We start from the raw sequence: 13,059 nt of genomic DNA, 5'->3' as shown, positions 1-13,059 counted from the left end.
TGGGCGACCGATCAAAGCACCTTGCCGGTAACCTTGTTTACGCCTGATCCCGCGCTGTCGCGTGCTTCCTTGGAACCGACAGCCAGGTTCTGAGCGATTACCCCGGCTTTTACTCCGACCCACCCAAGCGCTGCCACCCAGAAAGTCGGCAGGACCAAGAACATCGTGCCGGTGACGAACATCAAAAGCATGTCGCCGAAGGCATTGTTCAGCCCCACCAGCGGGTCGAAGTTGGTATGCGGCCGGTTCCAGCCAAAGCCCCACCCGTAGAGCGCATCGAGGATGGTGCTGTCGATCCAGCGTGCGAGCTGAAACCAGAAGTCCGTGAAGAACAGCGCGAACTGGACGGTGCTGACGGTGACGACCATCTTCAGGTCATAGGTGCCCACGACCAGCACTAGCGGAATGCAGATCACGAGCGCCATCTTGAGCAGCGCGAGCACCATGGGCAGTGCTTGGCGCACTACGTCCATTGCCGGGAAGGCGGCGAGAGCCCCAACCGCCAAGCCAACATCGCTGGTGGCACGGTTGACGACATTGGGCAATGTCTTGTCGATCTGACCGCCGTAGTCCGTATAGACGCTGCCTTGGTTCAATTTCTGCTGCCGCGGTGACGCGATGGCGCGGATCACGGAGTCGTCCACCTCGGCCCGGCTCAGGAATCCAGCCCAGCCCGCCAGGCGATTCAGCAGGCTTGGGTCCACTTGCCCCAGCAGCCGCGCGCGCAGTCCGTTACTGCCGTCGGACCACCACTGCCTGCAGGTCGGGTAGCCGCCACCATTGGCAACCTGCGCAAGCCCAGCGTCGCGGGTGTCGTCATAGGGCCATGCCTCGCGCGCCGTGCTAGAGCGGTAGCTGTCGTAGTAACCGCCCGTGTCCGTGAAAAACCTCGAACCGATCCAGGTCACATCGTTCATCTGCGTTTCGTCCAGCTCCGGCCGCGCCATGAACAATTTGGCGCGAGCCGGTCCATAGCAATCGTGCGTGAAATCCGCCACTTCTTGGGCCAGCACCGGGTCGTCGATGCGTGTGGCATCGATCTCCATCCGCATCTGCCGCAGATCCGTGCCGCACGGGATCGCAGCCACCGAGGCGCTCGTGACGGCGCGCGAAAGCGCGTGCATGAAAGCCCACCAGACCGGAACCTTCGCCGACTGGTTGTTGATGGTGCTGAAGGACTGCGACCAGCCAGTTTGCGCGGGCTGCGGCACGCTGACCTGGCACTGCGCCGAGCGCGAGCTGTCGTACTGGATAGTGCTGAGGTCGACGTCGATGAACGGAATGCCGGCGAACATCACGACCACGATGGCCACAAATACTCGGTTCTCGATGCGCGCCGCCGAGAGCACGCCCTTGTTGCCTTCGTCGGCGCCCTCCGCTCTGGCCTTGAGCCATTCCTGGATGACGATCGCCACAAAGGGCAGCGCAAACACCCCGCTGGACACCAGCACGGCCCAGATGCCGTTGTTGACGATCCAGGACACGAGGGTGAGGTAGTACTCCAGGTAGTCGGTCGTGAAAAGCGTCATTGCCTCGATCTCCCCTCAAGCGGCCTGCATCAACAGGCTGGCTTCGAGCGCCACAATGGCAAGGACGCCGGCGACCTCTGCGCGGATCAGCCGACGTCGCGCCTGCGTGCTGTCTTCGCGGGCCAGCAGCCGACGGCGCATCCAGACCCATCCATAGGCCGTACCGCCGTACAGGCACAGTCGCCAGATGAAGAAATACCCTGCGGACGCCGCCAGCCACCGCTCCCAGGCCGCGACACTGCCGACCAGGTAGATGCCCGCGACGTTGGCCCCTACGGCGGCGGCCACGACCAGCACAAGCCATAGCAGGGTTTTCGCCGCGTGCCGGCTGAACAGCCAGCGTAGTGGACGCCAAGTCATGCGAGCCTCGCTCATGGCCGACCTCCCGGATTGCCCTTCTGGAGTTGGTCGAGACGGTCGGGCACCGGATCGCCCTCGTAGATGCCGCGCGAACCCGAAGCGCGCGTGCTATGGCGCTGAATGATGGCCATCGGCGAGTTGTTGGCCAGCTCGCGGCGCAGTTCCAGTTCCGTTTTGAGGTTCTGGATCTCGCGGTCGAGCGTATCGCTCTCCTTGTTCACGGCCTCCACCGCAAGCTCGTTGGCCGCGACGTTGGGCTCTTTCTTGCCCGTGAGCAGCGTGCGCTGTAGCAACAGCGCCTTCTCCAGCACGGAGGACAGCGCGACCTCGGACGCCAGGCGCTGCGACAGCAGGTGCTGGTCCGGCTCGTCACGCAGCGCCTCGATCACGCCGCGGGTGATGGGCAGCGATGCACTGCCAGCCTCGCGCAGGTTCTCGGGCGTCGTGTTCTTCGCCTTGGACACCAGATCCTGGAGCGCCTGCAGCTTGGCGTCGTATTCTTCTTGGATCAACGGCGTCAGCCCTACGCCGGGCGTCGTCTCGGTCTTGGTGCAGGCATCGCAAGTGCGCTGTTCCTTCTCGCCGAGTACGCGCGTGGCCCACTCGACGGCGGCCTGCGGCGAGGTCCAGGTCTGGCACGAGAGACTGCTGCAACTGGTCGGTGCGATGGACGATGTATCGGTCACGCCGCGGCCGTTGACCAGGTTGTAGCCGGCGCGGGTGACATCGCCGACGACCTTGATCGCGGGCTGGCCGGAGCCTCCCGCGTTGCTGCCCCCGACCCACGGCACACCGTCATTGCCGCGGCGCGTCTCGGCCTGCTCGACGGCCGAGACCGCATCCGTGCTCGACACCGCATCGCGCAGCGCCAAGCCTTCTGCCATCTGGCTCCAGCCGAGCTGCCCGCCCGCCGTCTCGGCCATCCTCTCCGCCATGGCACGGCACGTCAGCTTGGAGCGGTCGAAATCGAGCCGTGCCTGCAACACGCCATTGGTGAGCAGGTTGTAGAGGCCGGGATCGGCCCGCTGAATGATCAGTGCCGGCAACGACGCCACCGCGCTGGTGGCGCTTTGGATCACCGATGACATGATTTGCTGGAAGCCGTTGGTGACGCCGTTGAGCTGATTCTTCAACGTGGTCTGGATGCTCATGTCACCGCAGATCAAGTTGCTGTTCCAGCCCACGCCGACCCCGAGAGAGCGCATGCCAGCCGCACGTCCCATCGACACGGCGTTTCCGCCGCCGATCGAGTACATGACGTCATCGCCGATGACACTGCCGCCGGTCTGGTAGCCCAGTTGGCTCCAGGCCACACCGCTCGTCAGCGCGAGCGCACCGGCCACCGCCATGACGATCCTCGTGCGACGTACCCGGCGGGAGAACGGATTGAATGCAGGACGGAACTTCATGGCACCACCTCAGAGGAAATCGACGCTGCCGAGAAACACCTGGCCCCGGCGTTCGCAGCACGCATAGGGCCGCCACAGCGCCCAGGCGTAATCGCCTTGCCGGGCCTGTGTCAGGGCGCCGCTGCGCGGGAAGACCGAGCAGGACGAGGACAGGACTGGCGTGAGTTCCTGCCACTTGCCCGTCGAGGCATCGCTCTCCATGAGCGCGCCAGCCGGCCAGTAGCCATCGCGGGAGTTGGCGAGCAGCGGCTGATAAACGTGGATCTGTCCCCGGCGCGTGACGACATCGCCTGCGCGCTGGGCCACCACTGCACTGGCCTTGTGGTCGTCGGTCTGGTGCAGGAAACCCCCGCGGGGATACACGTTGCCCCAGAGGTTCATCGTGGTGCGTGCACCGACCTCACGCATGCCGGGAATTAGCGCCTCCGGGTAGGCCATCTCGGGCACGTTGTAGCGCCAGGCCAGCGTGTCCAGGGTGCCGAGCAAGTACGGCATGAACGCCGTGCCCGCACCCTCGCAGAAGTAGCCCGAGGACGACACGAACTGGTTGAACACCTCGACGCCCGGGTGCCCGATGACGTCCGCGTTCTTGAACTTGGCGAGGTTGTTTTCGTGGTCCTCGTTCGTCGTTCCGTCCCCGCCGGTTTGGGCGGATGGGTTGGGCGTGCTCATCGGCCGGACTTCGATCCAGGGGTTTTCGCCGGTGTTGCTGTAGCTGGAGACGATCGCATCGGGGATGTAGTGGCGGACCTTGATGGACGTGCGTACCGTACAGCCCGTCCAGGTGCAGTAGAGCCAGTAGCAGATCCCGACGACGCGGTATTCGAGGCAGTCTGGCGATGCCACCGAGCCGACGATGGTTGCGGTGTTGAGCGCGTAGCTGCCCGTGGCGCTGAGCAGCAGAACGGACGCCACGCCAGCACGCAGGCGGCGCATCAGGTCGAATGGGCGGGTCACGGCTGGGCCCTCCAGTGCTGCTCGATGCGAGCGACTGCGCGGGCCACATCCGGTTCGCCATAGACGACGTAGCGTTGATCCACCACGACGGCCGGGATGCTGGTGATGCCCAGGCTCCACGCGTCGGTGACGCCCTGGTAGGCGGAAGCGATGCGGCGTTGGAGATCGGTGCCGCCGCTGTTCAGTCGGCGCTTGACGATGGCGGTCGCCTGCTCGGGTTCGGCGGGCAGTTCCGCAGAAAGCTCCGCTTCGATCCGGTGCGCTTCGTCCAGCTCGATCAGCCGCTCGCCGCCCATGGTCTTGACCGGATGGCGGCTGTCGGTGATGACCAGCACATCGGCAGCGAATGTGGCCGGACTAAAGACACCCAAGGACACCGGCAGTGCAACGGCCAGGCCAAGGGCTCGCCAGCTTGGCGCGAACCTGGGAAAAGATGCTGGCATGACACGTGCCCCGGAAGTTGATCAGGGCCATAGTCAAACGCCGAATCCGGTGCAGCCCCCACAAACAATGCGCATCGCGGACACCCCGCATACCTGCTTGCTTCGGGGCAAGGAAGAAACGGAGGCCGAAGCCCCCGTTGTGATCAATGAACGATGCGCTACAGCAAGCTGTGCTCCGCGAAGGAGTACGGAATCCCCTGGCCAACGATGATGTGATCCAGTACCCGAACATCGATCAGCGCCAGCGCTGCCTGCAGTTGCTGGGTCAGCGCACGATCGGCGCTCGACGGCTCAGTGACACCCGAGGGGTGCTGGTGCGCGAAGACCACTGCGGCGGCTTTCAGCTCCAATACACGCTGCACGACGACACGGGGATAGACCGCAGTCGAATTGATCGTGCCCCTGAACATCGGCTCGTAGGCCAACACTTGGTGCATGCTGTCCAGGAAAACGATTGCGAATACCTCGTTGGGCTCAGCGACCAGTTTTAGACGCAGGTAGTCCCGCACGGCGGCCGGTCGGCTGAGGCACGGTCCGACTTTGAAGATCCGTCTCTCCAGCAGCGCGATAGCCTGCTGGATGATCCAGTCCTCACGCTGGGCTGCGACAGCGGAAAGCGACTCCACGCAGGAGTCATTGACGACGAGAGACATGGCGAACCTCCGGATGATGAGATCAGAGGGCGCACGCCCTGGGAGGGCAAGCCCTCCTGGGGATGAGAACAACGGAACAAGGTGCATCCACCACCACGCAGAGGTGATTGTTCGCGGCCAGGATGCGGAGCGAACGGGGAGCGGTCAGCGCAGAAGACTGCGCCGTAGCCTCAAGGACCGCGGGCTACCTGGGCATGTCGCCGACAACGTCGGCAGGCATTTCGGTGGCGGGTGTGGCGGGTGGTTCATCAGCGGACAGCATGTCCATGGCCGACAGCAAGGCATCGCCTTCGATCGGTCCCTGCAGCAGGATGGACTGACCCGTCTGGCGATCGAGCAGGCGCAGCGACGGCGTGGCCGTCACGCCGCTTTTCGTGGCTTCCGCGGCCTGGGCGCGGATGGCCGCGTCGACCCGCTCGCTTGCCATGCACTGCTCGACGGCCGGCGTCGATTCGGGGTAGCGCAGGCCATCGGGCAGTCCCAGGCCGTCGCTGCGCGTGTGGGCATAGACCCACTCGACGGCTCGCCAGAAGGCAGCATGCCCGCCGGCTTCGGCGACGCACTCGACCAGACGCGCCTCGGCCAACGCGGCCGGCTCGTGCGCAGCCAGCGGCTGGTGATGCCATTGCAGGGTCACGTCGGCGTTGCTGCCGACCCAGCGCTTGAGCTGCGGGAAGTACTCCCGGCAGAACGGACATTCCAGATCGGCATAGAGCGTCAGTGTGAAACGGCCCTCGGGGTTGCCCATTTTCCAGGGCGGCCCGGCCATCTGCGCCGTGCTAGCCGGCGTGGGCGACTGCGATGAGGATTCGCCGGGCGACCGGGACACGAGCCAGATCAGCAGCAGCGCGACCAGCGCAGCAGTCAAGGCCCAAGGCCAGCGGGGCCGCCTGTGGCGACGGCGGAACGCCTGGACTTGTATCGGAATGGAAGGACGCTTCTGCTCCATGGTGTTCTCCGGCTTACGACAGTTCCAAGGCCGGCGACTCGATGCCGCGTGCCTGGTCGATCTTCTCGGCGACCTTGAAAGCTGCTTCCAGCTCGGTGCAGCCGTATTGCTGCATGAGCTGGTAGCGCTCTGCCTTCTCTTCGGGTTCGGTTTGCGCGAGCGCGAGGTAGAGACTTGGCGGCACGGCGCGGAACAGCACTTCCATGCTCTTGGAGAGGATGACGCCCTCGGTGAATTTCCCCGCCTCTTTGCGCGCCGAAAGCATCAGCGCTTTCTGCGCGGGCGAGAGTTCGCGGAACCGGGCGATCTTCTCTACCTCGTCCGGCGGCATCGACAGGCAGATCCACCACTCGATCATGTTGAGCATGGGTTCCGCGGCGCGCGGCAGATCGTCGATATTCTGCGTCGCGAGCCAAAACCAGGCACCCAACTTGCGCCACATCTTCGTGATCTTCACGACGTAGGGCGCGAGCAGCGGGTTCTTGGTGATGATGTGCCCTTCATCGGTCACGTTGACGATCGGGCGGCCCAGGTACTGGTCGCGCTCGGCGATGTTGTTCACCGTGCTGATCAGGCTGATGTAGGCGATGGAAAGCTGCGCGTTGTAGCCTTCGCGGGCATAGGTCGCCAGATCGACCAGGGTGATGTCGGCCTCGGGCCACGGCGTGCCGTCGCGGTCGAACATTTCGCCATCGGTGCCTTGACAGAACATGTCCATGGCATCTGCCATCTCCAGCAGCCGCACGCGCCGCATCTCTGGCAGCGTTGGGTCCTGGCCGCGCTCGCGCAGCGCGTTGCGCACGTCGCGCGTGAGCACCGTGCGCTTCTCGGCCACGCAATGCTCGGCGGCGTCGAGGATGCACTGGCGGATCAGCGAGCGGTCGGCCCGCGTCATCCGCGCTTCTTCCTTGTCTTCGCCGCCCGTGATCATCAGCCGCGCTGTGATCTCCAGTTCGCCCAGCACGTCGCGCTGCTCGTCCGCTTCCATGGCCGAGGCATCGGGGGGCAGGTCTTCGTCCAGCGCGTCGGCATCGAGCGTCTGTACGTCGCTGGGCGTTTCGATCAGCCGGCGTGCGTCGGCGAACGGCGCCAGGCTGATGCCCGATCCGGGGGCCAGCTTGACCCGGTTCACGGTCAGGCCCAGGCGCCTGGCGAAGTCGCTGAACAGGCCGAAGCTGTTGCCGGCTTCCACGATGAAAAGCCGCGGCCGGTAGATGGCCGTCACCTGGTTCAGCAGGTTGTTGAGCGTGGCGGACTTCCCCGAGCCGGTGGGGCCAAATAGAAACAGATGGGCATTCATCTGCCGATCCAACCTGTTCAAGGGGTCGAACGTAATCGGGCCGCCGCCGCGATTGAACATCGTGATGCCGGGATGCCCCGTGCCCTGGGCGCGGCCCCATACTGGCGACAGGTTCGCCGCGTGCTGGGCGAACATCAGTTGCGTGTACCACCGGCGCCGGTCCTTGCCGGGGTTGTAGCAGCACGGCAGCCAGCGCAGGTAGCTGTTGAGCGGCGCCACCTCGTCGTCCTCGCGCACCGGCTGCAGGCCGGCGTTGAGCATCACGTTCGCGAGGTCCAGGCCGCGCCGATCCAGTTCCGCCTCGTCGCGCCCGCGTAGGTAGAACGCCAGAGTGCCCCGGTAGAGCTTGTGCGCGCTGCCGATCAGGGAGCGGGCTTCATGCACGTCCTTGAGCGTCTGCTCCGACGCCAGCGTCTCGCCCACAGCTTTCTTCGCCAGATGGTTGAGGTCCGATTCGAGGACGTCCTGCGGCGTGGCCACCATGGTGAGACACATCAAGGTGTCCTCGGGCATCTGGTCGAACAGCGTGTTGATCGCGTCCCCCTTGCGGGTCTCGCCGGTCAGGTGCCCGGTGCCGGGCGGCATGCGCAGCCGGTCGGTGATCAGCACGCGGTGCGGCATGCCGTCGAAGTACCAGGCCCCTTGCGCCACGTCCGAGCGCGGCTGCCCAAAGAACAGCCGCTGGCTGAAATCCCGCCCGCTCGCCAGCTCGATCTCGCCGGCCTCGCTTTCCTCGGTACTGTCCGGATAGCGCGCCAGCGCATAGAAGCGTTCGCGGTCCTCGACCCCAGGGCCGAGCAGCGTGGGACGCGGGTTAAACCACCGCAGTAGCCAGTCATGGACGTCGGCCGCGACCATGCGCCGGGCCTGGATGCCGGCGTTCGCCAGCCCGCCACACAGGCGATCACAGACGATGCCCAGCATCTGCTCGGGCGTCTGGCCGCGGCGGCTCGCCTGCCCGGTGGCCCGGCGATAGACGACCATGCGCACGCGCCGCGTCTGGCCGCGCCAACGCAGCCGCGTGACCACCGTGTCCTCGAACAGCCCGCCCGGCTTCGCTACCGCGCGCAGGTGGTGTCCGAAGAAGCGAAGGTAGAACTCGGTGAAAGCCGTATTGCGGGCGCGCGGCTGCACGTAGTCGCGCAGGGTCTGCATGTACTGGTCGAAGCTGGGTTCGTCCTGGGCGTAGAGCTGGAGTACCCAGGGGTTCTCGTCCAGTTCATCGAACGAGTCCTGGAGCGCGTTCTCCAAGGCGTCGCGGGCATGCGCGAGCCAGCCGGGTTCCCGGCCCTCGGTGCCCAGCGGCACCAGCTCGTAGAATGCCGCGACCGATTGCCCGTCTTCCAGCAGCATGGACTTCGAATCGGGCAGGAACTCCACCCAGGGCAGGAATTCCGCGAACGACGGCGCGACGTCGTACAGCGCCTGCTCGTCGGCCACGGTCGCCGGCCTGCGGCCATGGACCGCCGTGCCGGGTTCTGGGATGCCGGCCTGGCGCAAGGCCTCGACGTGGCGTTGCCAGCCCTCCGGCCGCTCGTCATCGCCTGCGCCGGATGCGGCCAGCTTCGGCGCGGCCGACTTGTGCCAGGGGAGTTTCCAGCGCATCAGTAGTCCTCCACGCGCTCGCCCGGCATGGCGTACTGCACGCGCTGGTACAAGGGAAAAACCGTCGTATAGCCCGGCACGGGCACCGGGTCCGTGCCTGCCAGGTGCGGGTACACGTACATCACCAGGTCGGGATTCGGCAGGCGCTGGAACTGGCGATAGACCTCGTTGCGCGCTGTGCGCGTGTAGCGCATCTGCTCGGCGGGCGCGGCCTGTACATCCATCTCGGTCAGCGGCCGGCGCAGGCTCTGGCGCGCGTCGAGCAATTGCCTGCGTGCCACCTGGCCGGCGCCACCGCCGCCGTCACCGGCGTTCTGCTGCCAGATGTCCATCATCGTGCTGTCGCCGTGGGGCAGCAGCTTTTCCTTGCTGGTGGCGCAGCCGCCGAGCACCGCGACGGCAAGGGCCAGCGCCAGGCCCTTATTCAAGTTCGAGAGCATGGCTTTCTCCTGCACGGTGATCGACCTTGCGACCTTCGGGATCGAAATCGATGGCGAGCGGCTTTTCGAGGTGGACGGCGACCTTTGCGCCGGGTTGGACATAGACGGCGGCGAAGGCCTGGCCGTACAACTTGTTCACCCAATCGGCCATGTCGCGCACGCCACCGGCCAGGATGCGACCTACGGCCTCGTTGCTGGAAATGCCGACGCTGCCGATGGAACCGTCTGCGCCCACGTAGGACATCTGACCGCTGTCGCTGTCGATGAGCGAGGCCACGCCAGCACCCGCCGCGGTGATCAGCGCCTGCGAACCGAGGTACTGCTGGGCGTTGCTGCGCCGCTCTCCGCTGACGCAGGGAATGCCATAGGGATCGCTGATCCAGCCCAGGCCCCCACTTTGAGAGTTCTGCTGCTGGTTGTTCTGCTGGTTGCCGTCGCGGTCTTCGGGAATCGTCCGAATGGTCCCGTCATGGAACACAAAGGTGATGCTGCGCACCTGGCCGCGCACGCAAGAGAGCGTCCAGTCGCCCGAGGCCGTGCCGGAAAACACGGCGCCCGCCACGTCGGGAATGTCGATACCGTTTGCCGTGAGATTGTCGGGACCGACCAGGACTTTGAACGGATACGGATCGTTGACCGTACCGTCGATCGGCACGCGGCCGATCAGCGCCGTCATTGCCACCGATCCCATCAGCGTCGAGTTGGTCGGCACCGTATAGACCGGCTTGGCGCTCTTGACGCCTGCGGCGCGGGCGCCCGCGTTCGCCACGGTTTGTGCCGTGGTTTCCAGCGTGCTCTGCGCGGGGCCGAAGCTCGTCGGAAAGCTCATGCCGCCACCCGTGCCGCGACTGCCGTTACGCCCATCAGCGGGCTTCGCGTCGTCCGGCTCGACCCAGCGCACGCCGCCTTCCATGCCTGCCTCGTCGCCGTTACGCAGCCCCAGGCCCACGGGTAGATCGGCGTGGCCGCCGCCGCGCCCGCCGATGCCTTCCAGGCGCCGCTGCAGGTCGGCGAGCAGTCCCTCGGTCTGCTGGCGTTCGCTGGCTGCCTGCTGCTGGTCGCGGCGCAGGTTGGAGCGCTCGGTCTCCAGCGCCGAATTGATGCGCTGGTCGATCGAGTTCTCGCGTTGGCGCAGGCGCTGGTTCTCTTCGCGCTGGGACTTGTTGTCGGACAGCGCCGTCTGCAGTTCGGTGCGCAACTGCTTCACTTGCGCCACGAGCGTCGCCACGGTATCGCGGGGGGTATCGCCCTCGATGCCCAGCGCCTTCATCTCCTCCGGCGTGAGCTTGGCGCCGGCATCCGCAGCGGGCGGCGCCGACGAGCCTCCACCCGAAAACAGCCGGATGGCGACGAACAGCACCAGCAGGGCCACGGGGATCATTAACCACTTCAGGAGTCCGTTACTGCGCATGGCGGGCCTCCTTGTCGTCGGTGGCCTCGGCTTCGGGCTGCGGCAGATGCACGGCTGGGTCGAAGCGGTTGATCGCCGGCAGCAGCGATTGCGCGAGGCCGTGCCCCCGCGTCACCAAGTACAGGACGGTCGTGTCCTCTGGCGTCCCGCGCGGGCCGAGTGCTTCGTGCTGGAAGGTGGCGGTGAGGAAATCGCCCTGCAACACGCGCGGGTCCAGGGTGATCCAGCCGCCGCTGCTATTGGTGAGGCGCACGGCTGTGACCCACTGGTCTTCCAGACGCCACGAGGCGAGCGCAACTGCGCGCACCGGCAGCGTCGGCACCAGCGTGCCGAGGTCGAGATCGCGGCGCAGGTTCACCCGCATGACGCCCGGCAGCGGCTCCACGGTGCGCAGCGGTGCGTAGAGGTTCTGCGCGGCGAAGCGCGTCAGCACGACCGGAACCGGGGTTTCACGCCGCGCTGCCCGCGCGCCTGCCTGGTCCTGGGCGCGCGCCGGGGCGTCGTCTGCTCCGTCGGCTTGATCGCCATAGCGCGTCGGGGCGCTGTCGCCCTCGACGATGCGCACCGGCTCCAACTCGGCTTCGCCGTCCTTGGCCGGCTCGGCCGCGATATCGAGCAGAATCAGCGCGCCCGTGTCGGCATCCTGCAATTGCAGCCGTGTGGGCTCGATCGGCTCGCTCGCGCGCAGGTACACCGCGCCGCCCGCACTCTGCACCCGCAAGCGCTCGCCGACGCCCGCGGGCACGCCCACGCGGACGTTCCGGTTGATAAACACGACGCGCTCCTGCCCGACACGCAGGGGCACGGCCAGGGGCATGCGTTCCCAGCGAAGGATCTCCACGGCCTGGGCAAAAGGAGCCGAGGCGACGGCCAGCAGCCCCAGCAGTGCGAGTACAAGGTGCTTCATGGGGTTTCTCCTTGAGGCGCTTGCGGAGACAGGCCGCCAGGTGCCGGGCGCGACGGCTCCGGTGTGCTGATGCGCTGGGGCGCACCCTCGTAGCAGTCGAGCGCCAGGCCAAACGGATTGCGAGCGGGATCGATGTCCACCCGCGTGACTTTCACGGGGTAGCGCACCAAAGCCCGCTTGACTTGTTCCGCCCCGTAGTACTCGTCTGCGGTGATGTCCAGCGTCACCACCCAGTCGCGGTCGGACACCACGCGCACGCGCGCCGTGGGGTCGTCACCGTAGCCGCGACCGGGGATTTCGTAGATGCCGCGCACGCGCTGACGCAGCTCGCCCGTGGAGCGGCGATAGTCGTAGTCCGCCCGCAGGAAGGCCTGGCAGGATGGGGTGAGGTACGGCGAGAGCGTGTGGAGATTACGCGCATAGTCCTCTTCGCCATTCGTCGGCCAGCGGTTGAGGGTCTGAAACACGTAGAACGTGAACGCATAGACCGATTCGGGCGGCACTTCCCACCACTTGCGGGTACTGCCGGAGCGCAGATCAGGCGGGACGTGGATGGTCAGGTCGCGCGGAGCGCTCCACCAGCCGCCGCCCATGACCAGGGCGACGATGACCAGCGCGCCAGCACCCAGGCGAAGCGTCTTGATGTGCGCCTGCAGATGGGTGATCTCGTTCTTGAAGCGGCTCATCGTGCCCCCCTTGCAGCAGACCTTCGGGTGGTCCAGAAGCCGGAGCGTGAGATCAGCACATGGCCGCCCACCCAGCCCGCCACCAGCGGATAGCGCGTGGCGATGCGCCACTGGAGTTGCCGATACAGCCAGGTGTCGGGACGCCCACGCTTGAGGCGACGCAGGATGCCGCCCCCGATGAACACGCCGAAGGCCACGCCCAGCACGACGAACGTGGGCGCGAGCGCGATCGTGCGGAACACCCAGGACAGCGGCGCACCGACCAGCAGGCCGGCGGCGCCGGACAGGCCGCAGCAGATCCACAGCTCGTCGGCGGTGAGGCCGCGCACGACAACGGGATGGCGGTTGAGCCGGTGCGGAAGGAACGTGACCGTCCCGTCAGCACGGACGTGCTGCTGCTCGGACATACC

13 protein-coding genes are annotated in these 13,059 nt (G+C 66.3%); all 13 read right to left on the bottom strand.

All coding sequences use genetic code 11. The annotated features are described in order from the left end of the window. Positions 1-11: 11 nt before the first annotated feature. Entirely contained in the window at positions 12-1,529 is a 1,518-nt protein-coding gene (locus B2246_RS01290) for a conjugal transfer protein TraG N-terminal domain-containing protein (RefSeq protein WP_009876616.1), read from the bottom strand. 15 nt (positions 1,530-1,544) lie between these two features. After that, positions 1,545-1,904, bottom strand: coding sequence for a hypothetical protein (locus B2246_RS01285; protein ID WP_009876615.1), 360 nt, complete (start codon positions 1,902-1,904; stop codon positions 1,545-1,547). Next, positions 1,901-3,238: an integrating conjugative element protein gene (locus tag B2246_RS01280; RefSeq protein ID WP_009876614.1), complete on the bottom strand. Its 1,338-nt coding sequence runs from the start codon at positions 3,236-3,238 to the stop codon at positions 1,901-1,903. The genes B2246_RS01285 and B2246_RS01280 overlap by 4 nt, the downstream gene beginning before the upstream one ends. A 69-nt stretch (positions 3,239-3,307) precedes the next feature. Next, on the bottom strand, positions 3,308-4,255 hold the full coding sequence (locus B2246_RS01275; protein ID WP_009876613.1) for a TIGR03756 family integrating conjugative element protein: 948 nt from the start codon (positions 4,253-4,255) through the stop codon (positions 3,308-3,310). Further along, positions 4,252-4,698 carry a TIGR03757 family integrating conjugative element protein gene (locus B2246_RS01270; RefSeq protein WP_011871456.1) on the bottom strand — a complete coding sequence of 149 codons (447 nt, stop codon included), beginning with the start codon at positions 4,696-4,698 and terminating at the stop codon, positions 4,252-4,254. Before B2246_RS01270 ends, B2246_RS01275 begins: the two co-directional genes overlap by 4 nt. 158 nt (positions 4,699-4,856) lie before the next feature. After that, the gene (locus B2246_RS01265) at positions 4,857-5,351 is read right to left on the bottom strand and encodes a JAB domain-containing protein (protein ID WP_009876611.1); all 495 of its coding nucleotides are present in this window, start codon (positions 5,349-5,351) and stop codon (positions 4,857-4,859) included. Positions 5,352-5,535: 184 nt separating this feature from the next. Continuing rightward, the gene (locus B2246_RS01260) at positions 5,536-6,300 is read right to left on the bottom strand and encodes a DsbA family protein (RefSeq protein WP_011871455.1); all 765 of its coding nucleotides are present in this window, start codon (positions 6,298-6,300) and stop codon (positions 5,536-5,538) included. 13 nt (positions 6,301-6,313) lie between these two features. Then, the gene (locus B2246_RS01255) at positions 6,314-9,205 is read right to left on the bottom strand and encodes a conjugative transfer ATPase (RefSeq protein WP_286962382.1); all 2,892 of its coding nucleotides are present in this window, start codon (positions 9,203-9,205) and stop codon (positions 6,314-6,316) included. Beyond that, complete coding sequence (locus B2246_RS01250; RefSeq protein WP_003158644.1) at positions 9,205-9,645, bottom strand: TIGR03751 family conjugal transfer lipoprotein; 441 nt, start codon at positions 9,643-9,645, stop codon at positions 9,205-9,207. Before B2246_RS01250 ends, B2246_RS01255 begins: the two co-directional genes overlap by 1 nt. Continuing rightward, positions 9,626-11,056 (bottom strand): TIGR03752 family integrating conjugative element protein, encoded by a 1,431-nt coding sequence (locus B2246_RS01245; protein WP_011871453.1) that lies wholly within the window; start codon positions 11,054-11,056, stop codon positions 9,626-9,628. The genes B2246_RS01250 and B2246_RS01245 overlap by 20 nt, the downstream gene beginning before the upstream one ends. Then, entirely contained in the window at positions 11,046-11,963 is a 918-nt protein-coding gene (locus tag B2246_RS01240; protein ID WP_009876606.1) for a TIGR03749 family integrating conjugative element protein, read from the bottom strand. Before B2246_RS01240 ends, B2246_RS01245 begins: the two co-directional genes overlap by 11 nt. Further along, entirely contained in the window at positions 11,960-12,649 is a 690-nt protein-coding gene (locus tag B2246_RS01235) for a PFL_4703 family integrating conjugative element protein (protein WP_009876605.1), read from the bottom strand. Before B2246_RS01235 ends, B2246_RS01240 begins: the two co-directional genes overlap by 4 nt. Continuing rightward, positions 12,646-13,056: a TIGR03750 family conjugal transfer protein gene (locus B2246_RS01230; protein ID WP_003158639.1), complete on the bottom strand. Its 411-nt coding sequence runs from the start codon at positions 13,054-13,056 to the stop codon at positions 12,646-12,648. Before B2246_RS01230 ends, B2246_RS01235 begins: the two co-directional genes overlap by 4 nt. Positions 13,057-13,059: the final 3 nt, after the last annotated feature.

Origin of the sequence: Cupriavidus sp. UBA2010 (assembly GCF_002335265.1) — a bacterium.
Classification (GTDB): domain Bacteria; phylum Pseudomonadota; class Gammaproteobacteria; order Burkholderiales; family Burkholderiaceae; genus Cupriavidus; species Cupriavidus metallidurans.
Note: the sequence above shows the minus strand (reverse complement) of the source record. Positions and strands in the feature narration are given on the sequence as shown.

Bases quoted from the DNA above. Each gene is read 5' to 3' on its own strand.
- B2246_RS01290 (WP_009876616.1), bottom strand. From the start codon at position 1,529: ATGACGCTTTTCACGACCGACTACCTGGAGTACTACCTCACCCTCGTG.
- B2246_RS01285 (WP_009876615.1), bottom strand. From the start codon at position 1,904: ATGAGCGAGGCTCGCATGACTTGGCGTCCACTACGCTGGCTGTTCAGC.
- B2246_RS01280 (WP_009876614.1), bottom strand. From the start codon at position 3,238: ATGGCGGTGGCCGGTGCGCTCGCGCTGACGAGCGGTGTGGCCTGGAGC.
- B2246_RS01270 (WP_011871456.1), bottom strand. From the start codon at position 4,698: ATGCCAGCATCTTTTCCCAGGTTCGCGCCAAGCTGGCGAGCCCTTGGC.
- B2246_RS01265 (WP_009876611.1), bottom strand. From the start codon at position 5,351: ATGTCTCTCGTCGTCAATGACTCCTGCGTGGAGTCGCTTTCCGCTGTC.
- B2246_RS01260 (WP_011871455.1), bottom strand. From the start codon at position 6,300: ATGGAGCAGAAGCGTCCTTCCATTCCGATACAAGTCCAGGCGTTCCGC.
- B2246_RS01255 (WP_286962382.1), bottom strand. From the start codon at position 9,205: ATGCGCTGGAAACTCCCCTGGCACAAGTCGGCCGCGCCGAAGCTGGCC.
- B2246_RS01250 (WP_003158644.1), bottom strand. From the start codon at position 9,645: ATGCTCTCGAACTTGAATAAGGGCCTGGCGCTGGCCCTTGCCGTCGCG.
- B2246_RS01245 (WP_011871453.1), bottom strand. From the start codon at position 11,056: ATGCGCAGTAACGGACTCCTGAAGTGGTTAATGATCCCCGTGGCCCTG.
- B2246_RS01240 (WP_009876606.1), bottom strand. From the start codon at position 11,963: ATGAAGCACCTTGTACTCGCACTGCTGGGGCTGCTGGCCGTCGCCTCG.
- B2246_RS01235 (WP_009876605.1), bottom strand. From the start codon at position 12,649: ATGAGCCGCTTCAAGAACGAGATCACCCATCTGCAGGCGCACATCAAG.
- B2246_RS01230 (WP_003158639.1), bottom strand. From the start codon at position 13,056: ATGTCCGAGCAGCAGCACGTCCGTGCTGACGGGACGGTCACGTTCCTT.